This window comes from Burkholderia sp. AU33803 (genome assembly GCF_002223095.1).
In the GTDB taxonomy this organism is placed as follows: domain Bacteria; phylum Pseudomonadota; class Gammaproteobacteria; order Burkholderiales; family Burkholderiaceae; genus Burkholderia.
The window spans coordinates 346,611-368,968 of the sequence record NZ_NKFJ01000005.1; the positions used below are offsets into that span (position 1 = coordinate 346,611).

The window sequence follows — 22,358 nt, forward strand, 5'->3', positions numbered from 1 at the left end:
GCACCATCACGGTGCAGCGCGGCCCTGCGAGGCGCATCTGAAACACCGGTAATGCCCCGCGGAGCTTGGCCGCGACGCGCCGCCGCACGGGGTACGATGCCGTGCACGCTTCTTGCTCGCCTATTCTCTAGGTAAACTGGCAGTCCTCCTTCGGCCGACATCATGAGCATGATCGAAATCGATCCCCCCGGCTTTCAGCCGCCCCGCCCCGTCGCGGGCGACGACGGGAACCGGCGCACCGTGCTGTACGGCGGCTACACCGTGTTCAGCGTGTTCCAGCCCGTTTTCTCGGTGTCGCACCGCCGCGCGATCGGCTATCACGCGTCGTTGCGTGCGCACGACGAGGAAAAACGCCAGGTGGCGTCGCACGAGGTGTTCACGCAGGCGGCGCGGCGCGGTGACCTGCTTGAGCTCGGCCGGCTCGCCGAATCGCTGCATCTCGGCAACTTCCACGCCTTCGACAGCCACGACGAATGGCTCTTCCTGAGCCTGCACCCGGCCGCGCTGATGGACACCGTCTACAGCGACGCAATGCTCGCGAACCTGAAGGCGCTCGGGCTGCCGCCGCATCGCGTCGTGCTCGAGGTGCCCGAACAGGCGGGCGGCGAGACGCCGCGCTACGCGGCGATCGTCGACGGGCTGCGCAAGGCCGGCTTCCTGATCGCGCTGGTCGGGTTCGGCGCGAAGCATTCGAATATCGACCGCGTGTGGCACCTGCATCCCGACATCGTCACGCTCGACCGCGGCATCCTCGCGCAGGCGAGCGAGCACTCACATCTCGAACGCGTGCTGCCGGGGCTCGTGTCGCTGCTGCATGAATCCGGTCAGCTCGTGCTGATGGGCGGGCTCGCGACCGAACGCGACGCGCTGATCGCACTGGAGTGCGACGTCGATTTCGTGCAGGGTCAGTACTTCGCGGGGCCGAGCGTCGAACCGGTGCAGCCGCAGGCCGCCGCGGGCTGCATGGATACGCTGTCGGCCGCGTTGCGACTGCGCGTCGCGAAACGCGAGCGCACGCAGGCGGAACGGCTCGCGCCGTACGTCGCGGCGCTCGAGGAAGCAAGCCAGAAGCTCGTCGCGGGAGAAACGCTGACCGACGCAGCCGCGGCCGTGCTCGGGCTGCCCGAGACCGCACGCTGCTTCCTGCTCGATGCATCGGGGCGCCAGATCGGCGACAACGTGCTCGCGCGCGGCAGCGTCTCGCAGCGCGCGAAGCGCTTCCGGCCGCTGCTGCATTCCGAAGGGGCAAGCTGGGAACGCCGCCCGTACTTCATCGACGCGATGCGCGCGCCGGGACGCGTGCACCTGACGGCGCCCTACCTGTCGATCAACGAGGCGCACCTGTGCGTGACCGCGTCGATCGCCGCGCCGGTCGCGACCGGCATGCAGGTGCTCTGCGTCGACATCAACTGGGAAGCGGCACTCAACCGCGAATGAGCGTGCCCCGCGCCGCGCTCAGGCGGCCGCGGCAGCCTTGCGTACGATCAGCCGGTGCACGCGCTTGCCGGACGAGGCGCTGACGACCTCGTGCTCGTCGATCACTTGCGTGCCGGCGCCGAGCGCCGCCCGCATCCGCGCCGAATCGAGCGGCGTATAGAGGCGGCCGCGCTCGTCGCGCAACGCGCCGTTTCCGGCCACCCGCCAGCTCATGTACAACGTGCCGCCGGGCATCAGCAACTCGGCCAGCCGCGCGGCGGCAGCGGCCGCCTCCGCCTGTTCGAGATGCATGACGACCGTTTCGCACAGTACGTTGCGAAACGCGCCGGACGGCACGCCGGCCAGCGCCGGCAGCGCGGCCTGCTCGAAGGTGAGATCCGGGTGGCGACGCCGCGCCTCGTCGAGCAGCGCGGCGCTCGCGTCGTAGCCGCGCACGTCGAAGCCGCGCGACGCGAGCCAGGCCGTATCGCGCCCGGCCCCGCAGCCGACGTCCGCGGTCGGCCCCGGCGAGAAATGCTGCTCCAGCAGCGCGTACATGTCGTCGGGCGCAGCCTGGTCGAGCCAGTCCTGCGCGTATTGCGCGGCATGGGCGTCGTAGGCATCGAGAGTCGGACGATCCACCATGGTGACGGCTCCGCATAGGCGTCGTATGACGCACTCCGCATCTTAGCCGTTGCACACGCCGTGCGGCGTCACGCACGCCCATGCCGCGAGCCGTGCGGCCCCTACGCAGTCCGCACGTCGCCCGCGCGCGGCGCTTGCGCGGTCAGCTCGGCCCACAGCGCATCGCCGCGCCAGGCCGGGCGCGCCGCCGCGCGTTCCGCATCGTGCACGAGCGCGCACAGTCGCGCATTGACGGGCGCCTGCCCGCCGAAGTGAGCGGCCAGCCGCACGACCTCGCCGTTGATCCACTCGACTTCCGTCGCCCGCCCCGCCGCGAGATCGTCGGACATCGACGAACGCGCGAGCGGGTCGATCGCGAGCATCCGGCCGCCAAGCACGCGAAACGCCGGATCGGGCAAGTCGAGCAGGGCCGGGAGCCACCCGGCGGGCAACGGTGTCAGCCGCGCGGGCCGGATCGCGGCCCGCGCCAGCCAGTGCAGCGCTTCGCGCTGCGCAAGCGCAACACAGCGCCGGTACGCGCGTTGCGCGAGTTCGTCGCGCAGCGGCAGGTTCGCGAGCGCGTTGACCGCGTTGTTCAGGTTGAGCAGCAGCTTTGCCCATTGCACGGCCCGCATGTCGCGGTGCAGCGCGAGCGGCAGCCCGGCGCGCGCGAATGCATCGGCGAACGGCGTCAGCGCGGGGGAGGCTTCGGCCGCCAGCGCGCCGGCCGAACCCTGGTGAAACGCACCGGGTGTGCGCTCGATCACGTTGAACGGCACCATGCCGGCCAGCACGGTGGCTTGCGGTAGCGCTTCGCGCAGCACGTCGGCGTTGTGCAGGCCGTTCTGGAAACTGATCACGACCGTGCCGGGCCGCAGCACGCCGGCAAGCTGCGCCGCGGCCTCGCGCGTCGCGGCCGATTTCACCGCCACGAGCACGAGCCGCGCGGCGGCCGCAGCCGCCGGATCGGTCTCGAACACGACATCGGCCGGCGCGAGCGTCGCGCGGTAGCCACGCCGGTCGGTCAGCGTCAGCCCGTGCCGATGAATCGCGTCACCGATCCGCGCGCGGCCGACGAGCGTCACGTTCGCGCCGGCCGCCGCCAGCCGTCCCCCGAGATAGCAACCGACAGCGCCCGCGCCGACCACGCACGCCGGTGCGTCAGACATGCGAATGCGCGCCGCCGTGCACGGGGCCGGCCCGCCGCTCGACTTCGCGGCGCACGTCGCCGCGCAGCCCCGCGAAGAACGCGACCTCGGCAACGACGAACAGCGGCCCGACCATCAGGCCGACCAGATCGTCGACGAATGCGGGCTTGCGCCCCTCGAACCAGTGTCCGACGAACTGCACGATCCACCCGACGACGAACGCACCGATGCCGATCGCGAGCCATTGCGCGGTCGGCAGCAACGCGAGCGCCTGTGCGGCCCACAGGCCGAGCGCGAACAGCGCGGTCATCACGATCCCGAACCGCAGGTCGAGACGCAGGTAGAACACCGCGAACGCGACGGCCAGCAGCAGCGCCGGCGACAGCGCGATGCCGGCCAGCATCCCGAGCGCCGGCCGCGACAGCAGCACCTCGACCGCGAACACGATCATCGGAATGCCGACCAGATGCGTCGCGATGTTGCGCGCGTCGCGGTGGTAGGCCGCATACTGGGCAAGATGGTCTTCGAGTGTCTTCATCGCGTCTCCTGGTCCATGGTTGACCGCTATGATGCGCGTCACGCCCGAGAACCTCTGTCAGCTACCCGACATCGCGTGCCCATGCCCTCTTCGCTCGCCCCGTACCTGCCGCAGATCGAAGCGAACCCGTGGTTCGCCGCGCTGCCGCCCGCGTTGCGCGCGGACCTGCTCGCCCGCGCGGCGCTGCGCCGGCTGCCGGCCGGCCATGCGCTGTTCCGGCGCGGCGACCCGCCGTGCGGGCTGTACGCGGTACTGGCCGGTTCACTCACGATAGGTGCGGTCGACCCGCAGGGCAAGGAAGCGCTGCTGACGGTGGCCGAGCCCGTCACCTGGTTCGGCGAAATCGCGCTGTTCGACGGCCAGCCGCGCACGCACGACGCGATCGCGCTCGACGACGCGCTGCTGCTGCACGTCCCGCAGGCCGCGCTGCTCGCGATCCTCGATGCGACGCCGCAATACTGGCGGCACTTCGCGCTGCTGATGGCGCAGAAACTGCGTCTGAGCTTCCTGACCGTCGAATCGATGAGCGTGATGCCGGCCGCGCAGCGGCTCGCCGCCCGGCTGCTGATGATCGCCGACGGCTACGGCGGGATCAGCGCCGGCCGCACCCGCATCCGGTTGTCGCAGGAAAAGCTCGCAGCGATGCTGTCGCTGACGCGGCAGACCACCAACCAGTTGCTGAAGGCGCTGCAGGCCGACGGCGTCGTGCGGCTGCACGTCGGCGAGATCGAGCTCGTCGACGTCGATGCGCTGCGGCGCGCGAGCGGGTTGCCCGACGGTCTGCGCTGAGGTTCGGCACCGCCGCCACGCGACCGCCCCGCCGTCACCGCGTTGCGCTATCGTGGCGGCTCGTCCGTTCATCCGCCCGCACCGCCTTGAGCACGTCAACCGTCTCCGCTCCCTCCCGCCATCCGTGGCCTGTGTTCATCGCGTTCCTGCGGCTCGGCCTCACGTCGTTCGGCGGCCCGGTCGCGCATCTCGGCTACTTCCGCACCGAATTCGTCACGCGGCGCGGCTGGCTCACCGAGCGCACGTACGCCGACCTCGTCGGGCTGTGCCAGTTCCTGCCGGGGCCCGCGAGCAGCCAGGTCGGGATGGCGATCGGCCTCGCGCGCGCCGGCTACGCGGGCATGTTCGCCGCGTGGCTCGGCTTCACGCTGCCGTCGGCGCTGCTGATGATGCTGTTCGCGCTCGGCGTGCATGCAACAGGCGCGCCGATCGAAGCCGGCGCGCTGCACGGGCTGCGCATCGTGTCGGTCGCCGTGATCGCGCAAGCCGTGTGGGGCATGGCGCGCACGCTGTGCCCGGATGCCCGCCGCGTCACGCTGATGGCCGCGGCCGCCTGCGTCGCGTTGCTCGCACCGGCCGCGTGGACCCAGGTTGCGGTGATCGTCGCGGCCGGGTTGGCCGGCCTCGTGCTGCTGCCGCAGCCGCCGCGTGGTGCGCATGATCCACTGCCGCTGCACGTGTCGCCTCGCGCGGGCGTGCTGTGGCTCGCGCTGTTCGCGGCGCTTCTCGCCATCCTGCCGTTCGCGGCCCGTACGCTGCGCTCCGATACGCTTGCCGTCGTCGATGCGTTCTTCCGCACGGGCGCGCTCGTGTTCGGCGGCGGTCACGTGGTGCTGCCGCTGCTGCAGGCGGCGGTGGTCGCGCCCGGCTGGGTCGGCGATGCGGCGTTCCTGGCCGGATATGGCGTCGCGCAGGCCGTGCCGGGGCCGCTGTTCACGTTCTCGGCGTTCCTCGGCGCGTCGCTGCATAACGCACCGAACGGCTGGCTCGGCGGCACGATCGCGCTGGTGTCGATCTTCGCGCCGTCGTTCCTGCTGGTGGCCGGCACCGCGCCGTTCTGGGAACGCCTGCGCCGCAGCACGCGCATGCAGGCCGCGCTCGCGGGCGTGAACGCGGCCGTCGTCGGGCTGCTGGTCGCCGCGCTCTATCACCCGGTCTGGACCGACACGATCGTGGCGCCGCGCGATCTGGCCGCCGCGCTCGTCGCATTCGTCGCACTGGTGTTCTGGCGTGTACCGCCGTGGGCCGTCGTGATCGCGAGCGCCGCGCTCGGCTGGGGGCTCGGCCTTCTGGCCTGACCCGGTACGCGCGGCACGTTCCACCGCGTCAAAAACAAAAAGCCCTCGTTTCGAGGGCTTTTCTTGCTGGGTACCGCGCGCCGTAGCGGCGCGCAGGCGCCGGACCTTACGCGAAGTTCTTCGCTGCGAAGTCCCAGTTCACGATGTTCCAGAACGCTTCGACGAACTTCGGACGTGCGTTGCGGTAGTCGATGTAGTACGCGTGTTCCCACACGTCGATCGTCAGCAGTGCCTTGTCGGCGGTCGTCAGCGGCGTTGCTGCGTTGCTCGTCGACACGATGTCGAGCGAACCGTCAGCCTTCTTCACGAGCCATGCCCAGCCCGAGCCGAACGTGCCGACTGCGGCCTTCGTGAACGCTTCCTTGAATGCGTCGTACGAACCCCACTTGGCGTTGATCGCGTCGCCCAGCGCGCCCGTCGGTGCGCCGCCGCCGTTCGGCGACAGGCTGTTCCAGAAGAACGTGTGGTTCCAGATTTGCGCGGCGTTGTTGAAGATGCCGCCCGACGACTTCTTCACGATCTCTTCCAGCGACAGGTTTTCGAATTCCGTGCCCGGGATCAGATTGTTCAGGTTCGTCACATAAGCCTGATGGTGCTTGCCGTAGTGGTACTCGATCGTCTCTTTCGAGATGGTCGGCGCGAGTGCGTCTTCAGCGTACGGGAGCGGCGGGAGCGTATGAGCCATGGCGATTCCTTCGTTGAGTATGTAGGGAGGCTGTGTTGGATGCTGCCGAGCGTCCGATTGTAGGCGAGGACGAATAACCCCGCAAACTCACGGGCCATTTATCCGCGGTATGCGGAAAAGCGATGTTTGCGCAACGTCCGGCAGGACGAACCCGACGATGAGCAGCATCCGTTCCCGTGCACGATGCGTCCGTTGCAACAACCTTCGCGCCGCTTGCCCCCGTTACGTCAGATCGTATCGGTCAGCCGCGGCTGCACGTCGGCGATCGACACGTCGGCCGAGCCTTCCGCGAGATGCACGGTCAGGCGGCGCTGCGGCTTCAGCGCGTTCGGCGTGCGCACCGCACGGCCCGTCTGCGCATCGATCAGCGCTGCATAGCCGCGCTCGAGCGTGCGCTGCGGACTCAGCACCTCGAGCCGTGCCGCACAGGCTGACACGCGAGCCGTGTCGCGTTCGTGACGGCGCTGCAAGGCCAGCGCAAGACGCTGCGACAGCCCCGCGAGCGCCTGGCGCGCCTGCGACGGATCAGGACGTGCGCGCTGCCAGCGCAGCTGCGCGAGCGCGAACCGCGCGCGCGCGTCGCGCACCGGCCGCGACGCCGCCGACGCGAGCCGCACCGCGAGCTGCTCGACGTGCGTGCGCTGCCGCTGCAGCCGCTCCGCCGGGCTCACCAGCCGGCGCGCGAGCCAGTCGAGCTGCTGCGCGCGCTGCTCCAGCCGGCGTTCCATGCCGCGCGCGAGCGCACGCTGGCGCTCGCCGACCTCGCGCAGCAGCAGCGCGCGCTGCGGGCTCGCGAGTTCGGCCGCGCCAGTCGGCGTCGGCGCGCGCACGTCGGCCGCGAAGTCCGCGATCGTGAAATCGGTTTCGTGCCCGACGCCGCTGACGACCGGCAGTTCGCTCGCCGCGATCGCACGCGCCAGCGCCTCGTCGTTGAACGACCACAGATCCTCGATCGAGCCGCCGCCGCGACAGACCAGCAGCACGTCGACCTCGCGGCGCGCATTCGCGGTCTCGACGGCCGCGACGAGCTTTTCGGCGGACCCGGCGCCCTGCACGGGTGCCGGATAGACGATCACCGGAATGTGCGGTGCACGGCGCGCGAGCGTGGTCAGCACGTCGCGCAGCGCCGCCGCCTGTAGCGACGTGACGATACCGATCGCGCGCGGATGGGCCGGCAGCGGCCGCTTGCGCTCGGGCGCGAACAGTCCTTCGCTCTCGAGCTGCGCCTTCAGCCGCAGGAACGCCTCGTACAGGCGCCCCTGCCCGGTGCGCCGCACCGCCTCGACGTTGAGCTGCACTTCGCCGCGCGGCTCGTACATCGTGACGACCGCGCGCACCTCGATCCGGTCACCTTCGCGCGGTGTGAACTCCGCGTACTGCGCGCGACCGCGGAACATCACGCAGCGCATCTGCGCCTGCTGGTCCTTGATCGAGAAATACCAGTGGCCGCTCGCGGCGCGTGTGAAATTCGACACTTCGCCCGAAATCCACAGCAGCGGAAACGAGCGCTCGAGCATCGTCGAAATCGCGCGATTGAGCGCCGAAACGGGAATCACTTCGTCGCCGCCGCGGGTCGCGCCCGGTGCGGCAAATGGGGAGTCGGAAGGCATGGACGGTCGAATGAATGCTGGCGGCGACACGATAGTCCGACACGCACGCGACGTCCAGCGCCCGGCGCATGTACCGTGACGTTCGGAAGGTGTCCACACTTTGGCAATCATCGGCCTAAAACGCGCGAAAACCGCTGAAAAATCCAGACGATTCACCCTAACCCATTGATATTTATATATTTTTAAATCTTTCTGAATGATTCTCATCCGATTCGAAGCCCACCCGGCGGGCGTTTGACGCCATCGAGCAGGGAGTTCTTCACAGAGTTATCCACAAGCCGCCGCGATCCGGCCCCGCAGGCCGCGGCGGCCGGTCGCGCTTGCCGCGCCCGCCCGCGGCGCGCTAGAGTGCCGCCTTCCGCAGACCCCGCGGCATGCGCCGCCCAACGGAGAATCCGCCTTGACGAATCCGTCCCACGCCGCGGCGCACGACCTGCCGCGCCCGGCCCGATGAGCGCGCCGGACGGCCCGCTCGCCCGGCTCGAAGCCCGCCTGACGCGCGAATGGCAGCGCCGCGGCGCGCTCGCGTGGGCGCTCACGCCGTTCGCGTGCGTGTTCGGCCTGTGCGCGGCATTGCGGCGCACCGCCTACGCGCAAGGCTGGAAGAAGCCGGTCGACGTCGGCGTGCCCGTCGTCGTGGTCGGCAACGTGACCGTCGGCGGCACCGGCAAGACGCCGACCGTGATCGCACTCGTCGACGCGTTGCGCGCGGCCGGCTTCACGCCCGGCATCGTGTCGCGCGGCTACGGCGCGAACGTGAAGGCGCCGACCGCCGTCACGCCCGCGTCGCGCGCCAGCGTGGGCGGCGACGAACCGCTCCTGATCGCCCGCCGCACCGGTGCGCCCGTCTGGGTCTGCCCGGATCGCGTCGCGGCCGCGCAGGCGCTGCGCGCCGCGCATCCGGACGTCGACGTGATCGTCAGCGACGACGGCCTGCAGCACTACCGCCTCGCACGCACGGTCGAACTCGTCGTGTTCGACCACCGGCTCGGCGGCAACGGCTTCCTGCTGCCGGCCGGGCCGTTGCGCGAGCCGCTGTCGCGGCACCGCGACGCCACGCTCGTCAACGATCCGTACAGCGGCGCGCTGCCGCCGTGGCCCGACACCTATTCGCTCGCGCTCACGCCGGGCGCCGCGTGGCACCTCGACCAGCCCGCGCTGCGCCGCCCGCTGTCGCAATTCGCGAACGAGCGCGTGCTCGCCGCGGCCGGCATCGGCGCGCCGGAACGCTTCTTCGCGACGCTGCGCGCGGCCGGTCTCGCGCCCGCGACGCGCGCGCTGCCCGACCACTACGCGTTCGCCGACAATCCGTTCGTCGACGACGCCGTCGATGCGATCCTGATCACCGAGAAGGATGCAGTAAAATTGGGCGCTTCCTGGCGCGACGCCCGACTGTGGGTGGTCCCCGTCGAAGCCGCGCTCGACCCTCGCCTCATTGCCCTCGTTGTGGAGAAACTCCGTGGACGCTCGCCTGCTTGAAATCCTTGTGTGCCCTATCTGCAAAGGCCCGCTCCACTATGACCGTGCCGCGCAGGAGCTGATCTGCAACGCGGACAAGCTCGCCTACCCGATCCGCGACGGCATCCCCGTGATGCTGGTCGACGAAGCGCGCCAGACCGTCGAAGGCACGCCGGTCGACCCGGCCGGCCGCTAAGCCGCCCGACCCGGCCCTTGCCGCGGCGTGTCCGCGGCAAGGGCGCCGAGAACCCGCCGGGCGGCCCGCACCCGACGCGCCGCCCGCTCCGCTTTCCTCACCGTCCTCCCCGATGACTCAACCCTTCATCGCCGTCATTCCCGCCCGGCTCGCGTCGACGCGGCTCCCGAACAAGCCGCTCGCCGATCTCGGCGGCAAGCCGATGGTCGTGCGCGTCGCCGAGCGCGCGCGCGAAGCGGGCGCGCAGCAGGTGCTGGTCGCGTCCGACGCGCAGAGCGTGCTCGATGCGGCCCGCAATCACGGCTTCGAAGCGGTACTGACACGCGCCGACCATCCGTCCGGCACCGACCGGCTCGCGGAAGTCGCGGCGACGTTCGGGTGGAGCGACGACACCGTCGTCGTCAACGTACAGGGCGACGAGCCGCTGATCGACCCGGTGCTCGTGCGCGACGTAGCGTCGCACCTCGCCGCGCATCCGGCCTGCGCGATTGCGACGGCCGCCCACCCGATCCACGACGCGGCCGACGTGTTCAACCCGAACGTGGTGAAGGTCGCGCTCGACGCGCAGAGCGTCGCGCTGTACTTCTCGCGCGCGCCGATTCCGTGGAGCCGGGACGCGTACCAGCCGCACTGGCCCGACGTCGCGGCCATGCCTGCACCGGCCTTCCCGGTCTATCGGCACATCGGCCTCTATGCGTATCGCGCGCGTTTCCTGCGCACCTATCCGACGTTGGCGCAGGCGCCGATCGAACAGGCCGAGCAGCTCGAACAGCTGCGCGCGCTCTGGCACGGCGAGCGCATCGCAGTGCTGATCACCGAGTCCGCGCCGGAAGCCGGCATCGACACGCCGGCCGATCTCGCACGCGTGCAGGCCCTTTTTCAGCCGTCATCAAAATAACCCGTGGCATAATCAGGCGATTGTGCGAGCCGTCCGCGACCAGCGCGTCCTCGCTTGACCCCGCCCGCGGCCCTGCCGGCAGCCGCGCGTCGCCCAACCCGACGCGCCGCATCAGACCGGCCCGCCACGCGCCAGGCAAGCCCCGCGCACACCGTCGCCGGCGCTTTTTTCGTCTCGCCACACGAATCTACATACTGGAGATATCACCATGCGTTTGATCCTGTTGGGCGCGCCCGGCGCGGGAAAGGGCACCCAGGCAAACTTCATCAAGGAAAAATTCGGCATCCCGCAAATCTCGACGGGCGACATGCTGCGCGCGGCCGTGAAGGCCGGCACGCCGCTCGGCGTCGAGGCGAAGGGCTACATGGACGCCGGCAAGCTCGTCCCGGACGCGCTGATCATCGGCCTCGTCAAGGAGCGCCTGAAGGAATCCGACTGCGCGAACGGCTATCTGTTCGACGGTTTCCCGCGCACGATCGCGCAGGCTGACGCCATGAAGGAAGCCGGCGTCGCGATCGACTACGTGCTCGAGATCGACGTGCCGTTCTCGGAAATCATCGAGCGCATGAGCGGCCGCCGCACGCACCCGGCATCGGGCCGCACGTACCACGTCAAGTTCAATCCGCCGAAGGTCGAAGGCCATGACGACGTGACGGGCGAGCCGCTGATCCAGCGCGACGACGACAAGGAAGAAACCGTCAAGAAGCGTCTCGAAGTGTACGAAGCGCAGACCAAGCCGCTGATCACGTACTACGGCGACTGGGCGCAGCGCGGCGAGGAAAACGGCCTGAAGGCACCGCAGTATCGCAAGATCTCGGGCCTCGGCAGCGTCGAGGAAATCCGCGAGCGCGCGTTTGGCGCACTGAAGTAAGCAGCGCATCGCGCAACCGCAAGCCGCCCTTTCCGGGCGGCTTTTTTTTGCCCGGCCGGAATTGGCACGACCGTTCTGGTCCCGCCGTCGCGCGAGCGTGCCCCGTACAATCGGTCGGGTGCGGGCGCGCGCGCTACCCGGGCGCCGGCATTTCAACCCATCGCGCGGCATTGAACCAGGCAACCGCTTTGCGCGGAACCGCAACCCGCGCCGAAGCGCCGATAGCGGTGACCACCTTGGAGACGGCCGTGCCCTGAGCGCTGAAGCGCCGGGGGCGCTCAACAACGGAGACAGTCATGGAAATTCGCGGCAACGTGTTTCTGATCACGGGCGGCGCATCGGGCCTCGGCGCCGGCACCGCGCGGATGCTCGCGCAGGCAGGCGGCACGGTCGTGCTCGCCGACCTGAACGACGCGGCGGGCACCGCGCTCGCCACCGAACTGGGCGGCATTTTCGTGCACTGCGACGTGTCGAGCGAAGCCGACGCGCAGGCGGCCGTCAGCGCGGCAACGCAAGCCGGCACGCTGCGCGGCCTCGTGAACTGCGCGGGCATCGCGCCCGCCGCGAAGACCGTCGGCAAGGACGGCGCGCATCCGCTCGACGTGTTCGCGAAGACGATCAACGTGAACCTCGTGGGCACATTCAACATGATCCGGCTCGCGGCCGCCGCGATGGCGGCCACCGCGCCGACCGCGGACGGCGAGCGCGGCGTGATCGTCAGCACCGCGTCGGTTGCCGCGTTCGACGGGCAGATCGGCCAGGCCGCGTATGCGGCGTCGAAGGCCGGCGTCGCGGGCATGACGCTGCCGATCGCGCGCGACTTGTCGCGCAGCGGCATCCGCGTGATGACGATCGCGCCCGGCCTGTTCGAGACGCCGATGCTGCTCGGCATGCCGCAGGACGTGCAGGACGCGCTCGGCGCGATGGTGCCGTTCCCGCCGCGTCTCGGCAAACCGGCCGAATACGCGCTGCTGGTGCGCCAGATCGTCGAGAATCCGATGCTCAACGGCGAAGTGATCCGCCTCGACGGCGCGATCCGGATGCAGCCGAAATAGGCACGAAAAAACGCCCGCGATGCGGGCGTCGTTTCATTCAGGGTTCCGGCAGCGTGACGGCGGCTCAATCCTCGCCGTCGCGCTGCATCCGCTGCCGCAATTCGGTCACCTGCGACTCGACGACGGTCGCGTCGTCCGCGTCCGGCCGCTCGCCGAGATACAGTTCGAGATCCTCGAGCGCGGGCCGCAGGTAATCGAGCCGCGCATACGCGAAACCGCGGTCGCGGACTTCGTCGAGGTGCTCGGGCAACAGGATCACGAGCCGCTGCTGCACCGCGAGCAGGCGCTGCCAGCGTTCCGTCTGGAGATAGATCGTCTTCAGGTTACGCAGCATCCGCGCGATGATCTCGCGGCTCGTCGCCGGCTGCAGCAGCGCGCGCAATGCGCTGTCGACCGCGCCGGCCGCTCGCGCGACGTACGGCTCGAGCATCTCGACCATCTCGGCTTCGGACAGCGAATGGCCGTTGGCCGGATCGATGATCAGGTCGCCGTCCGGCAGCGTGACGCGCAGCAGGAAATGGCCGGGGAACGACACGCCGCGCGCCGGCACGCCGATCTGCTCGGCAAGCTCCAGGTACAGCACCGACAGCGAGATCGGGATCCCGCGCCGCCGCTTCAGCACGGCGTTCAGGTGGCTGTTATCGGGGTCGTAGTAATCGTTGTGATTGCACGCGAAGCCGAGCTCGCGGAAGAAGAAATCGTTCAGCGCGGCGACGCGGCCCTTCAGGTCCGCATCGTCCGTGAGCCGCCGGCGCAACCGCGCCGCCAGCATGTCGAGTTCGGCCAGCGTGCCCTGCAGGTCGAGGTCGGGATACGCGTCCTGCGCCAGCGACAGCGCCGCTTCCGTGACGGGCAGGCTGTCGTCGTCTGCCACGAGCGTGCTGAAGTAGTCGAGGACGCGGGTCATTGCGGTCGTCACTTGGCGCGCCTTTTGAAATAAGCGTATTTGAAGCCCATCACCCACAACATACCGAAATATAGTGCAGCGAACAGCACGAGGCACGCGGCCATCAGCGCAATGCGGTCGAGCGGCTGCGCACGCATCCCGGTCCAGTCGAAGCTGATCGACAGCCAGTGCATCAGGCCGGCGAGCACGAGCGCCGCGCCGATCAGCTGCACGAAGAAGCGCAGCCAGCCCGGCGACGGCTGGTAGATGCCGCGCTTGCGCAGCCCGATGAACAGCAGCAGCGAGTTCAGGCACGCGCCGACGCCGATGCTCAGCGTCAGGCCCGCGTGGCCGATCAGCGGCACGAACACGTAGTTCGAGATCTGCGTGACGATCAGCACGCCGATCGCGATCTTCACGGGCGTCTTGATGTCCTGCTTCGCATAGAAGCCCGGCGCGAGGATCTTGATCAGGATGATGCCGACGAGGCCGATCCCGTAGGTCGCCAGCGCGCGCGCGACCATCGTGACGGTGTGCGCGTCGAACTTGCCGTAGTTGAACAGGGTCGCGGTGAGCGGCGTCGCGAAGAAGAACAGCGCGAGCGCACTCGGCGCCGCGAGCAGGAACGTGACGCGCAGGCCCCAGTCGAGCAGCGCCGAATACTCGTGCGAATCGGCATCGACGTGCGCCTTCGACAGGCTCGGCAGCAGGATCGTGCCGAGCGCGACGCCGAGCAGCGCCGTCGGGAATTCCATCAGGCGGTCGGCATAGTTGATCCATGACACGGCGCCCTGCCCGAGCCGCGACGCGATGTTGGTGTTGATGATCAGCGACAGTTGCGCGACCGACACCGCGAACGTCGCGGGCACCATCTTCGCGAGCACGCGCTTCACGCCCGGGTGGCGCAGCGCGCGCAGCGGGTTGAGGCCGATCAGCGGCACCATGTCGATCTTCTTCAGGCCAGGCAGCTGCACGAGGAACTGCAGCACGCCGCCGACGATGACGGCCCATGCCAACGCAAACACCGGCACCTTCAGGTGCGGCGCGACGAACACGGCCGCGGCGATGAACGCGACGTTGAGCAGCACCGGCGCGAACGCGGGCAGCGAGAAGCTCTTGTACGTGTTCAGCACGCCGGAGGCGAGCGTCGTCAGCGAGATGAACACGATGTACGGGAACATGATCTGCGTCATCGTGACCGCGAGCGGGAACGCCTGCCCGTCGGTGTGCAGGCCGGACGCGACCGCGAACACGACCCACGATGCGCCGGCGATCCCGATCACGGACAGCACGGCAAGCGCCCACGCCAGCACGGTGGACATCGCGTCGACGAGCGCTTTCGTCGCGTCATGCCCCTGCTGGTTCTTGAACTCGGCGAGGATCGGCACGAACGCCTGCGAGAACGCACCTTCGGCAGACAGGCGGCGCAGCAGGTTCGGGATACGGAAGGCGACGTAGAACGCGTCGGTGTATTGACTGGCGCCGAACGCACGGGCGATCAGCGTCTCGCGGGCCAGTCCGGTCACGCGCGACAGCAGCGTGAAGCCGCTGACCGTCAGCAGGGCTCGGAATAGATTCATGGGGCGCTTATTATACGGACGTTGCGTGGCCCGGCCAGCGGCCGATGCCGAAAAGCGCGCACGCGTTCGGCGCCGTCCTGGGCGGGTGTCATGTTGAACTTGCCACGCGCTTGATTTCGTTGCTATAATCGCCGGTTTCTAGGCTCGTACATGCACGGCAACTGCCGTTTTCATGTCCCTGCCTCGGTTAAAATCACCGTTTTTTATGCGCCCCTGGGCAATCGCTCTCAGGGGACGGATCGAAAAGCAGCGCTTGGCCGTCTAGGCTCCAAGCTCTGGAAACAGGACAGGATAAGGAACCGTCATGGCTAACTCCGCACAAGCACGCAAGCGCGCCCGTCAGGCCGCGAAGGCAAACTCGCACAACTCGGCGCTGCGCTCGAAATTCCGTACCGCGATCAAGTCGGTTCGCAAGGCTGTTGAAGCCGGCGACCAGGCAAAGGCTGCCGAGCTGTTCAAGGCTGCCGTGAAGACGATCGACACGATCGCCGACAAGAAGATCGTTCACAAGAACAAGGCCGCTCGCAGCAAGAGCCGCCTGGCCGCAGCCGTCAAGGGTCTGCAGGCAGCAGCGTAAATCCGGTGCGCCCGCTCACGCGGGCGTTCCTGTTTCCTGCGATCGCAAAAAAGCCCGCCTAGGCGGGCTTTTTTGTTGCCTGTCGCCGACGCATCCTGCGGGCGGTGACAGTTGCCACGAGGGCGGGCGCGGCAAGCGCCCTCGCCCGCGCCGGCATCACTTCTTCGCGTCGTAGTCCGGCAGTTCGCACGCCTCGGTCACGACGAGATTGTTGTCCTTCGCGAAATTCAGCACGAAATCGAACGCCATCGGCTCGACGTCGCGCAGCCGGGAATCGAGGATCACGCATTTCAGGTCGCCGAGCATCGTCGGACGCACGTAGAGCGAATACTTGAGGCGCGCGTTCGGCCCGCTAGCCCCCGGCCCGAAGCAGGCCATCACACCGGCCAGACGTTCCGACCAGTCGCTCGGGCGAAACTTTTTCCCGTCTTTCGTGATGCCCTGGATGAAGAATTCGGTCGGAGGGGTTTCAGCCATGTGGTTACCCAAGTGACGGCCCGGCGATGTCCAGGCAACGGCGCCTGGATACGCGAACACAAAGCTGAAACGGACGGCGGCACAAGCATTCCGATATCCCGAAAACAGGACGTCGGCGCGCGCCACCGGCGGACTGCACCGGATTTGTGCAGCGCACGGCTTGTGTCCGGCAGAGCGCGAGGAGGCTTGCCTGCCGGGCTGGAGAAAACTTTTGAATTATACCGCAGCGCGCCATCGCGCGCCGTCCCGACACCCCGCCTCCTGCGTCGCTTGCCGCGCGCGGCGATCCTGCCCCGCTTCTCTCCGCGGCTCGTCAAAGCACAGAAAATCCTTTATGCTGCTTTGAGTTATCCACACCCGACGGCGGCGCCGTCCGGCCTTGCTGCCGGGTGCAACCCGCCGTATTTCGCTTCATGACCGCCAAAACCATTCGTCACTACCTGCAGTTCAAGGATTTCTCGCTGGAAGACTACGAGTACGTGCTCGAGCGCACGGGTATCCTGAAGCGCAAGTTCAAGAACTACGAGACCTATCACCCGCTGCACGACCGCACGCTCGCGATGATCTTCGAGAAGAGCTCGACGCGCACGCGCCTGTCGTTCGAAGCCGGGATCTTCCAGCTCGGCGGTCACGCCGTCTTCATGAGCACGCGCGACACGCAGCTCGGCCGCGGCGAACCCGTCGAGGATTCCGCGCAGGTCATCTCGCGCATGGTCGACATCATCATGATCCGTACGTTCGAGCAGGACGTGATCACGCGCTTCGCGCAGAATTCCCGCGTGCCGGTGATCAACGGCCTGACGAACGAGTACCACCCGTGCCAGGTGCTCGCCGATATCTTCACGTACTACGAGCACCGCGGCCCGATCGCCGGCAAGACCGTTGCCTGGGTCGGCGATGCGAACAACATGCTCTACACGTGGATCGAAGCCGCGCAGATCCTCGGCTTCAAGCTGCGCCTGTCCACGCCGCCCGGCTACGCGCTCGACATGAAGCTCGTGTCGCCCGACAGCGCGCCGTTCTACGAAGTGTTCGACGATCCGAACGAAGCATGCAAGGGCGCCGACCTCGTCACCACCGACGTGTGGACGAGCATGGGCTTCGAGGCCGAGAACGAGGCCCGCAAGCAGGCGTTCGCCGACTGGTGCGTCGACGAGGAAATGATGGGGCACGCGAACCCGGACGCCCTCTTCATGCACTGCCTGCCCGCACACCGCGGCGAGGAAGTGACGGCCGGCGTGATCGACGGCCCGCAGAGCGTCGTGTGGGATGAAGCGGAAAACCGCCTGCACGTGCAGAAGGCGCTGATGGAGTTCCTGCTGCTCGGCCGCCTCAAGCACTGACGCGCCGGCAACCCGCCAGCTCATGAAAAAAGCGCCGATCGACGATCGGCGCTTTTGTTTGGGCGCGGGAAAAGCGGTGCCGAGCCCGCGTTACAGGCAGACCGGTTCGGGCTCGAGTTCGACGCCGAAACGTTCGCGCACGTCGGCCTGGATCGCCTGTGCCAGCGCGAGCACGTCGGCCCCCGTCGCGCCGCCGCGATTGACGAGCACGAGCGCCTGGCGGTCGTGCACGGCCGCCGCGCCCAGCGCGCGCCCCTTCCAGCCGCAGCGGTCGATCAGCCAGCCGGCCGCGAGCTTGACCTGCCCGTCCGGCTGCGGATACGACACGACTTCCGGCGTGCGGGCGCGCAGCGCATCGAACTGCGCGGCATCGATCACCGGATTCTTGAAGAAGCTGCCCGCGTTGCCGAGGACGAGCGGATCGGGCAGCTTCGCGCGGCGGATCGCGGCGACCGCGTCGAACACGTCGCGCGCCGTGGCCGCATCGGGTGCCATGCCGCGGGCGTCGAGTTCGCGCGTGACGTCCGCGTAGCCGAGCCGCGGCGCCCACTGCTTCGGCAACCGGAACGTCACCGACACGATCGCGAACCGGCCGCGCCCTTCCCGCTTGAAGAAGCTGTCGCGATAGCCGAACGCGCAGCGCGCGGCGTCGAAACGCTCGCTGCGCCCCGTCGCCAGCTCCACCGCGACCAGCGAGTCGAAATACGCCTTCATCTCGAGGCCGTATGCGCCGATGTTCTGGATCGGCGCGGCGCCGACCGTGCCCGGAATCAGCGCGAGGTTCTCGAGGCCCGCCATCCCGTGCTCGAGCGTCCATGCGACGAATGCATGCCAGTTCTCGCCGCCGCCGGCCTCGACGTACCACGCGTCGTCGTCCTCGCGGACGACGCGGCGGCCCGCGATCTCGTCGAGCAGCACGACGCCGTCGAAGTCGCGCGTGAACACGACGTTGCTGCCGCCGCCGAGCACGAGTTGCGGCAGGTTCGCGACGCGCGGGTCGCGATGGAGCGCCTCGAACTGCGACGCATGCGTGATGCGCGCGGCAAAGCGCGCGGTCGCGGCGATGCCGAACGTGTTGTGCGCGGCGAGCGGATGGTCGGGAAGCAGCGACAGGGCGGAATCGTCAGGAGGCATCGGCATTCGCGGTCACGTCCGCCCGGGCGGCGCATGGCCGGCCTTGGGCAAACGGAGGGGCATCGGTAAAATGGCAAACAGTCCGCAATTATAGCGAGTGCCCGCGCGCGAGCCGGGTGCCCGCATCTCAAGGGAGGAATGCCATGCCATCGTTCGACGTCGTTTCCGAAGCGAACATGATCGAAGTGAAGAACGCCATCGAGCAGTCGAACAAGGAAATTTCGACGCGCTTCGACTTCAAGGGCTCCGACGCGCGCGTCGAGCAGAAGGAACGCGAGCTGACGCTGTTCGCCGATGACGATTTCAAGCTGGGCCAGGTCAAGGACGTGCTGATCGGCAAGCTGGCCAAGCGCAACGTCGACGTGCGCTTCCTCGACTACGGCAAGGTCGAGAAGATCGGCGGCGACAAGGTCAAGCAGATCGTCACCGTGAAGAAAGGCGTGACCGGCGATCTCGCGAAGAAGATCGTGCGCCTCGTGAAGGACAGCAAGATCAAGGTGCAGGCGAGCATCCAGGGCGACGCCGTGCGCGTGAACGGCACGAAGCGCGACGACCTGCAGAGCGTGATCGCGATGCTGCGCAAGGACGTGACCGACACGCCGCTCGACTTCAACAACTTCCGCGACTGATCGCCGGGCGATCCGTCACGTCATCCCGCCGGGCCCCGCATACGCGGCGCGCCCGGCTGCGGCCAGGCGCCGCACTTTCTCAGGCTTTCCCGCCGTCCTGCGCGCCGCCGTCCGCGGCCGCCTTCTTCTTGTCGCCGATCCGGCTTTCCTGCCCCGCCAGCAGCTTCGCAATGTTGCCGCGGTGACGCCACACGAGCAGCACGCTCATCGCGAGCACGGCCCACGCGACCGGGTTGTGGCCCGTGCCGAACAGGAACACGTCGAACACCGGCGCGAACACGGCCGCCACCAGCGCCGCGAGCGACGAATAGCGGAAGAAGAACGCGACGATCAGCCAGGTCAGCGCGGTCGCGAGCCCGAGCACCGGGTGCACCGCGAGCAGCACGCCGGCCGCGGTCGCGACGCCCTTGCCGCCCTGGAAGCGGAAGAACACCGGATACAGGTGGCCGAGGAACACGGCGATCGCGACCCATGCGACCGCGACGTCGGGCAGGCCGAAGCGCCGGGCGAGCCAGACGGCAATCCAGCCCTTGAATGCATCGCCGACGAGCGTCAGGATCGCGGCCTTCTTGTTGCCGCTGCGCAGCACGTTGGTCGCGCCGGGATTCTTCGACCCGTACGAACGCGGGTCGGCCAGGCCCATCGCGCCACTGACGACGACGGCGAACGACACCGAACCGATCAGGTAGGCAACGAGGGCGGCGAGCAGGATCTGCATGCGGAGGACTCTTCTTTCAACGTATCGGTAAAGGGACGGCTGCGCGCGGCACGCCGAAACGGCGCCCATTCTACCGAACGCGCGCCGCCTGCCACGAAGGTGAAACCCTCAGTCGACACTGGCGCACTGCACGGGCTGCGCGCCGAGCAGCGACGTGAGCACGGCCGGCGCGAGGCTGACGAGGTAGCCGCGACGCCCGCCGTTCAGGTAAATCGTCGGCAGCTCGAGGATCGTCGCCTCGACGTAGACGGGCATCGTCTTGCGCGTGCCGAACGGCGACGTGCCGCCGACGAGATAGCCCGAATGGCGGTTCGCGACCTCGGGCTTGCACGGCTCGACGCGCTTCGCGCCGATCTGCCGCGCGAGGTTCTTCGTCGATACGGTGCGGTCGCCGTGCATCAGCACGATCAGCGGCTTCGCGTGTTCATCTTCCATCACGAGCGTCTTCACGACGCTGTGCTCGTCGACACCGAGCTGGCGCGCCGATTCGCCGGTGCCGCCGTGCTCGACGTAGTCGTACGGATGCTCGCCGAATGCAACGCCGTGGCGGCGCAGCAACTGGGTCGCGGGGGTTTCGGACACATGCCTGGATTTGCTCATGGCGGCATTTTAAGGGTGAACGACCGGCGCGCGCGCGATCACGCCCTCGCGCTCGCACCGGCGGTATACTCGCGGCCCGTTTTTCGCCGGGCGGCCTGCTGCGTCGCCGCAACGATTCCGTCCATCATCATTGCGGACATCGCGAAGCGCTATTGACCGAATGGCCGATTGTGGCGCGCGCGCTGCCATGGCACGATCGTTCGCCAACCTCGTCAGCCGCCGCCCGCCCTTCTTCTGGAGACGCCATGCCCTCGTCCCTCCGTTCATCCGAGCCGCTCGACGTCGACGCCCTGCTCGCCGCGCTGCCTCGCCGCATCGCCGACGTGCCCGCACGCCGGGCCGCGCTGGCGCCCGCGCATCCGGCGCTGATCGAGGACGCGCGCCGCCTGTCGTACGGCGAGCTGTCGCAGGCCGTCGATGCAGCCGCCGCGCTGCTCGCCAACCTCGGGGTGCAAGGCGGCGACCGCGTGATGATCGTCGCCGAAAACTGCGTCGCGCAGATCGTGCTGCTGTTTGCGGCCGCCCGCCTCGACGCGTGGGCGCTCGTGTCGAACGCGCGGCTATCCGCCAGCGAGCTCGACGCGATCGCCGCGCACGCACGGCCCAAGCTGATCGCGTTCACCACCGACGCCTCGCCCGACGCGCGCACGCATGCCGAACGGCACGGTGCGACACCCGCCAGCGCACTGCCGGTCGACATCGGCGCGTGGTCGTACCACGTCGACGCGAGCGCGCCGGGCGAACCGGTCGCCGCCGACGGCGCCGCGCAATGCGCGGCGCTGATCTACACGACCGGCACGACCGGCACGCCGAAGGGCGTGATGCTGTCGCATCGCAACCTGCTGTTCATCGCGGCGACGTCGAGCATGCTGCGCCGCGTGTCGCCCGACGATGTCGTCTACACGGTGCTGCCGGTGTCACACGTGTACGGGCTCGCGTCGGTCTGCCTCGGCAGCCTGTACGCGGGCGCGACGCTGCGGCTCGCGCCGCGCTTCTCGCCGGAAGCCGTGCGCGTCGCGCTCGCCGACGAAGGCGTCACGATCTTCCAGGGCGTGCCCGCGATGCACGCGAAGCTGCTCGAACACCTGCACACGCACGGCCACGTGTGGCGCGCGCCGCGCCTGCGCTTCGCGTATTCGGGCGGCTCGCCGCTCGACGCAAACCTGAAGGCGCGCGTCGAGCGCCTTTACGGCGTGCCGCTGCACAACGGCTACGGGATGACCGAAAGCAGCCCGACGATCACGCAAACGCCGCTCGACGCGCCGCGCACCGACAGCTCGGTCGGCGTGCCGATTCCCGGCGTGGAGATGCGGATCGTCGCACCGAACGGCACCGACGTGCCGCCGGGTGAAGTCGGCGAGATCCGCGTGCGCGGGCCGAACGTGATGCTCGGCTACTACCGCAACGCGGACGCCACGCACGCGGCCGTGTCGCCGGACGGCTGGCTGCGCACCGGCGATCTCGCGCGGCAGGAGGCGGACGGCGCAGTGACAATCGCGGGCCGTAGCAAGGAGCTGATCATCCGGTCGGGCTTCAACGTCTATCCGGTCGAAGTCGAGCAGGTGCTGAACGCGCATCCGGACGTCGTGCAGGCGGCCGTCATCGGCCGCGCGGTCCAAGGCAACGAGGAAGTGCTTGCGTTCGTCGAGCTAGTGCCCGGCGCGACGGCCGAGGAAGCGGCGTTGCACGCGTGGTGTGCGGAGCGGCTCGCGCCTTACAAACGCCCCGCACACATCCGCGTACTCGACGCGCTGCCGGCCGCATCGACGGGCAAGGTGCTGAAGCACAAGCTGCGCGAGCTGATCTGACGCGCGCGGGCCGGTGCGTG

23 protein-coding genes are annotated in these 22,358 nt (G+C 68.7%); 12 read left to right on the forward strand and 11 right to left on the reverse strand.

The genetic code is table 11. The features are described from left to right. Window positions 1-162: 162 nt before the first annotated feature. On the forward strand, window positions 163-1,437 hold the full coding sequence (locus CFB41_RS13480; RefSeq protein WP_089456798.1) for an EAL domain-containing protein: 1,275 nt from the start codon (window positions 163-165) through the stop codon (window positions 1,435-1,437). 18 nt (window positions 1,438-1,455) lie between these two features. On the opposite strand, the gene CFB41_RS13485 is transcribed toward CFB41_RS13480, so the two are convergent. The 3 genes from CFB41_RS13485 to CFB41_RS13495 form a co-directional block, all read right to left on the reverse strand. Next, the gene (locus CFB41_RS13485) at window positions 1,456-2,061 is read right to left on the reverse strand and encodes a class I SAM-dependent methyltransferase (RefSeq protein ID WP_089456799.1); all 606 of its coding nucleotides are present in this window, start codon (window positions 2,059-2,061) and stop codon (window positions 1,456-1,458) included. A 101-nt stretch (window positions 2,062-2,162) separates the two neighbouring features. Continuing rightward, window positions 2,163-3,209, reverse strand: a complete 1,047-nt coding sequence (locus tag CFB41_RS13490; RefSeq protein WP_089456800.1) for a 2-dehydropantoate 2-reductase — start codon at window positions 3,207-3,209, stop codon at window positions 2,163-2,165. Further along, window positions 3,202-3,726 carry a DUF962 domain-containing protein gene (locus CFB41_RS13495; RefSeq protein WP_089456801.1) on the reverse strand — a complete coding sequence of 175 codons (525 nt, stop codon included), beginning with the start codon at window positions 3,724-3,726 and terminating at the stop codon, window positions 3,202-3,204. The genes CFB41_RS13490 and CFB41_RS13495 overlap by 8 nt, the downstream gene beginning before the upstream one ends. Before the next feature lie 81 nt (window positions 3,727-3,807). Here CFB41_RS13495 and CFB41_RS13500 point away from each other — a divergent pair, with 81 nt between their 5' ends. Next, window positions 3,808-4,515 carry a Crp/Fnr family transcriptional regulator gene (locus tag CFB41_RS13500; protein ID WP_089456802.1) on the forward strand — a complete coding sequence of 236 codons (708 nt, stop codon included), beginning with the start codon at window positions 3,808-3,810 and terminating at the stop codon, window positions 4,513-4,515. Window positions 4,516-4,601: 86 nt separating this feature from the next. Next, window positions 4,602-5,813 carry a chromate efflux transporter gene (chrA, locus tag CFB41_RS13505; RefSeq protein WP_089456803.1) on the forward strand — a complete coding sequence of 404 codons (1,212 nt, stop codon included), beginning with the start codon at window positions 4,602-4,604 and terminating at the stop codon, window positions 5,811-5,813. A 106-nt stretch (window positions 5,814-5,919) separates the two neighbouring features. Here chrA and sodB read toward each other — a convergent pair whose 3' ends face one another. Both sodB and xseA read right to left on the reverse strand, forming a co-directional pair. After that, complete coding sequence (sodB, locus tag CFB41_RS13510; RefSeq protein WP_089440866.1) at window positions 5,920-6,498, reverse strand: superoxide dismutase [Fe]; 579 nt, start codon at window positions 6,496-6,498, stop codon at window positions 5,920-5,922. A gap of 227 nt (window positions 6,499-6,725) precedes the next feature. Further along, window positions 6,726-8,108, reverse strand: coding sequence for an exodeoxyribonuclease VII large subunit (gene xseA, locus CFB41_RS13515; protein ID WP_046544571.1), 1,383 nt, complete (start codon window positions 8,106-8,108; stop codon window positions 6,726-6,728). A gap of 450 nt (window positions 8,109-8,558) precedes the next feature. Here xseA and lpxK point away from each other — a divergent pair, with 450 nt between their 5' ends. The 5 genes from lpxK to CFB41_RS13540 all read left to right on the forward strand — a co-directional run bounded on the left by lpxK (window position 8,559) and on the right by CFB41_RS13540 (window position 12,586). Continuing rightward, complete coding sequence (gene lpxK / locus CFB41_RS13520) at window positions 8,559-9,587, forward strand: tetraacyldisaccharide 4'-kinase (RefSeq protein ID WP_089456804.1); 1,029 nt, start codon at window positions 8,559-8,561, stop codon at window positions 9,585-9,587. Then, window positions 9,568-9,762 carry a Trm112 family protein gene (locus tag CFB41_RS13525; RefSeq protein ID WP_010090898.1) on the forward strand — a complete coding sequence of 65 codons (195 nt, stop codon included), beginning with the start codon at window positions 9,568-9,570 and terminating at the stop codon, window positions 9,760-9,762. Before lpxK ends, CFB41_RS13525 begins: the two co-directional genes overlap by 20 nt. Window positions 9,763-9,874: 112 nt before the next feature. Next, on the forward strand, window positions 9,875-10,660 hold the full coding sequence (gene kdsB, locus CFB41_RS13530) for a 3-deoxy-manno-octulosonate cytidylyltransferase (RefSeq protein ID WP_089456805.1): 786 nt from the start codon (window positions 9,875-9,877) through the stop codon (window positions 10,658-10,660). A 208-nt stretch (window positions 10,661-10,868) separates the two neighbouring features. Then, window positions 10,869-11,531, forward strand: coding sequence for an adenylate kinase (gene adk / locus CFB41_RS13535; protein WP_011352990.1), 663 nt, complete (start codon window positions 10,869-10,871; stop codon window positions 11,529-11,531). Window positions 11,532-11,827: 296 nt separating this feature from the next. After that, window positions 11,828-12,586 carry an SDR family NAD(P)-dependent oxidoreductase gene (locus CFB41_RS13540; RefSeq protein ID WP_089456806.1) on the forward strand — a complete coding sequence of 253 codons (759 nt, stop codon included), beginning with the start codon at window positions 11,828-11,830 and terminating at the stop codon, window positions 12,584-12,586. A 64-nt stretch (window positions 12,587-12,650) separates the two neighbouring features. Here CFB41_RS13540 and CFB41_RS13545 read toward each other — a convergent pair whose 3' ends face one another. Both CFB41_RS13545 and murJ read right to left on the reverse strand, forming a co-directional pair. After that, on the reverse strand, window positions 12,651-13,493 hold the full coding sequence (locus CFB41_RS13545) for a SirB1 family protein (protein WP_089426643.1): 843 nt from the start codon (window positions 13,491-13,493) through the stop codon (window positions 12,651-12,653). An 8-nt stretch (window positions 13,494-13,501) separates the two neighbouring features. Beyond that, a complete protein-coding gene (murJ, locus tag CFB41_RS13550) occupies window positions 13,502-15,052 on the reverse strand; it encodes a murein biosynthesis integral membrane protein MurJ (protein ID WP_089456807.1) in 1,551 nt (516 codons plus the stop codon). A 304-nt stretch (window positions 15,053-15,356) separates the two neighbouring features. On the opposite strand from murJ, the gene rpsT reads away from it, so the two are divergent. Continuing rightward, window positions 15,357-15,629, forward strand: coding sequence for a 30S ribosomal protein S20 (gene rpsT, locus CFB41_RS13555; protein ID WP_006482211.1), 273 nt, complete (start codon window positions 15,357-15,359; stop codon window positions 15,627-15,629). Between the two features lie 156 nt (window positions 15,630-15,785). Here rpsT and CFB41_RS13560 read toward each other — a convergent pair whose 3' ends face one another. Then, window positions 15,786-16,106 (reverse strand): DUF3579 domain-containing protein, encoded by a 321-nt coding sequence (locus CFB41_RS13560; protein WP_021162567.1) that lies wholly within the window; start codon window positions 16,104-16,106, stop codon window positions 15,786-15,788. Between the two features lie 413 nt (window positions 16,107-16,519). Here CFB41_RS13560 and argF point away from each other — a divergent pair, with 413 nt between their 5' ends. After that, window positions 16,520-17,449 (forward strand): ornithine carbamoyltransferase, encoded by a 930-nt coding sequence (gene argF, locus CFB41_RS13565; RefSeq protein WP_006482207.1) that lies wholly within the window; start codon window positions 16,520-16,522, stop codon window positions 17,447-17,449. Window positions 17,450-17,539: 90 nt separating this feature from the next. Here argF and murB read toward each other — a convergent pair whose 3' ends face one another. Then, window positions 17,540-18,589, reverse strand: a complete 1,050-nt coding sequence (gene murB, locus CFB41_RS13570) for a UDP-N-acetylmuramate dehydrogenase (protein WP_089456808.1) — start codon at window positions 18,587-18,589, stop codon at window positions 17,540-17,542. Between the two features lie 137 nt (window positions 18,590-18,726). Here murB and CFB41_RS13575 point away from each other — a divergent pair, with 137 nt between their 5' ends. Then, on the forward strand, window positions 18,727-19,212 hold the full coding sequence (locus tag CFB41_RS13575) for a YajQ family cyclic di-GMP-binding protein (RefSeq protein WP_039368282.1): 486 nt from the start codon (window positions 18,727-18,729) through the stop codon (window positions 19,210-19,212). Window positions 19,213-19,291: 79 nt separating this feature from the next. Here the strand turns inward: CFB41_RS13575 and plsY are convergent, their stop codons facing one another. Both plsY and ybaK read right to left on the reverse strand, forming a co-directional pair. After that, window positions 19,292-19,930: a glycerol-3-phosphate 1-O-acyltransferase PlsY gene (gene plsY, locus CFB41_RS13580; RefSeq protein WP_089440873.1), complete on the reverse strand. Its 639-nt coding sequence runs from the start codon at window positions 19,928-19,930 to the stop codon at window positions 19,292-19,294. A 108-nt stretch (window positions 19,931-20,038) separates the two neighbouring features. Next, window positions 20,039-20,530 (reverse strand): Cys-tRNA(Pro) deacylase, encoded by a 492-nt coding sequence (ybaK, locus tag CFB41_RS13585; protein WP_027789278.1) that lies wholly within the window; start codon window positions 20,528-20,530, stop codon window positions 20,039-20,041. Window positions 20,531-20,775: 245 nt separating this feature from the next. On the opposite strand from ybaK, the gene CFB41_RS13590 reads away from it, so the two are divergent. Beyond that, window positions 20,776-22,338 (forward strand): class I adenylate-forming enzyme family protein, encoded by a 1,563-nt coding sequence (locus tag CFB41_RS13590; RefSeq protein ID WP_089456809.1) that lies wholly within the window; start codon window positions 20,776-20,778, stop codon window positions 22,336-22,338. Window positions 22,339-22,358: the final 20 nt, after the last annotated feature.

Coding starts and splice junctions, on each gene's coding strand:
- CFB41_RS13490 (WP_089456800.1), bottom strand. CDS start 3,209: ATGTCTGACGCACCGGCGTGCGTGGTCGGCGCGGGCGCTGTCGGTTGC.
- murJ (WP_089456807.1), bottom strand. CDS start 15,052: ATGAATCTATTCCGAGCCCTGCTGACGGTCAGCGGCTTCACGCTGCTG.
- CFB41_RS13590 (WP_089456809.1), top strand. CDS start 20,776: ATGCCCTCGTCCCTCCGTTCATCCGAGCCGCTCGACGTCGACGCCCTG.
- plsY (WP_089440873.1), bottom strand. CDS start 19,930: ATGCAGATCCTGCTCGCCGCCCTCGTTGCCTACCTGATCGGTTCGGTG.
- CFB41_RS13480 (WP_089456798.1), top strand. CDS start 163: ATGAGCATGATCGAAATCGATCCCCCCGGCTTTCAGCCGCCCCGCCCC.
- CFB41_RS13485 (WP_089456799.1), bottom strand. CDS start 2,061: ATGGTGGATCGTCCGACTCTCGATGCCTACGACGCCCATGCCGCGCAA.
- argF (WP_006482207.1), top strand. CDS start 16,520: ATGACCGCCAAAACCATTCGTCACTACCTGCAGTTCAAGGATTTCTCG.
- CFB41_RS13500 (WP_089456802.1), top strand. CDS start 3,808: ATGCCCTCTTCGCTCGCCCCGTACCTGCCGCAGATCGAAGCGAACCCG.
- CFB41_RS13575 (WP_039368282.1), top strand. CDS start 18,727: ATGCCATCGTTCGACGTCGTTTCCGAAGCGAACATGATCGAAGTGAAG.
- CFB41_RS13545 (WP_089426643.1), bottom strand. CDS start 13,493: ATGACCCGCGTCCTCGACTACTTCAGCACGCTCGTGGCAGACGACGAC.
- adk (WP_011352990.1), top strand. CDS start 10,869: ATGCGTTTGATCCTGTTGGGCGCGCCCGGCGCGGGAAAGGGCACCCAG.
- CFB41_RS13495 (WP_089456801.1), bottom strand. CDS start 3,726: ATGAAGACACTCGAAGACCATCTTGCCCAGTATGCGGCCTACCACCGC.
- kdsB (WP_089456805.1), top strand. CDS start 9,875: ATGACTCAACCCTTCATCGCCGTCATTCCCGCCCGGCTCGCGTCGACG.
- CFB41_RS13540 (WP_089456806.1), top strand. CDS start 11,828: ATGGAAATTCGCGGCAACGTGTTTCTGATCACGGGCGGCGCATCGGGC.
- CFB41_RS13560 (WP_021162567.1), bottom strand. CDS start 16,106: ATGGCTGAAACCCCTCCGACCGAATTCTTCATCCAGGGCATCACGAAA.
- xseA (WP_046544571.1), bottom strand. CDS start 8,108: ATGCCTTCCGACTCCCCATTTGCCGCACCGGGCGCGACCCGCGGCGGC.
- murB (WP_089456808.1), bottom strand. CDS start 18,589: ATGCCGATGCCTCCTGACGATTCCGCCCTGTCGCTGCTTCCCGACCAT.
- rpsT (WP_006482211.1), top strand. CDS start 15,357: ATGGCTAACTCCGCACAAGCACGCAAGCGCGCCCGTCAGGCCGCGAAG.
- sodB (WP_089440866.1), bottom strand. CDS start 6,498: ATGGCTCATACGCTCCCGCCGCTCCCGTACGCTGAAGACGCACTCGCG.
- ybaK (WP_027789278.1), bottom strand. CDS start 20,530: ATGAGCAAATCCAGGCATGTGTCCGAAACCCCCGCGACCCAGTTGCTG.
- lpxK (WP_089456804.1), top strand. CDS start 8,559: ATGAGCGCGCCGGACGGCCCGCTCGCCCGGCTCGAAGCCCGCCTGACG.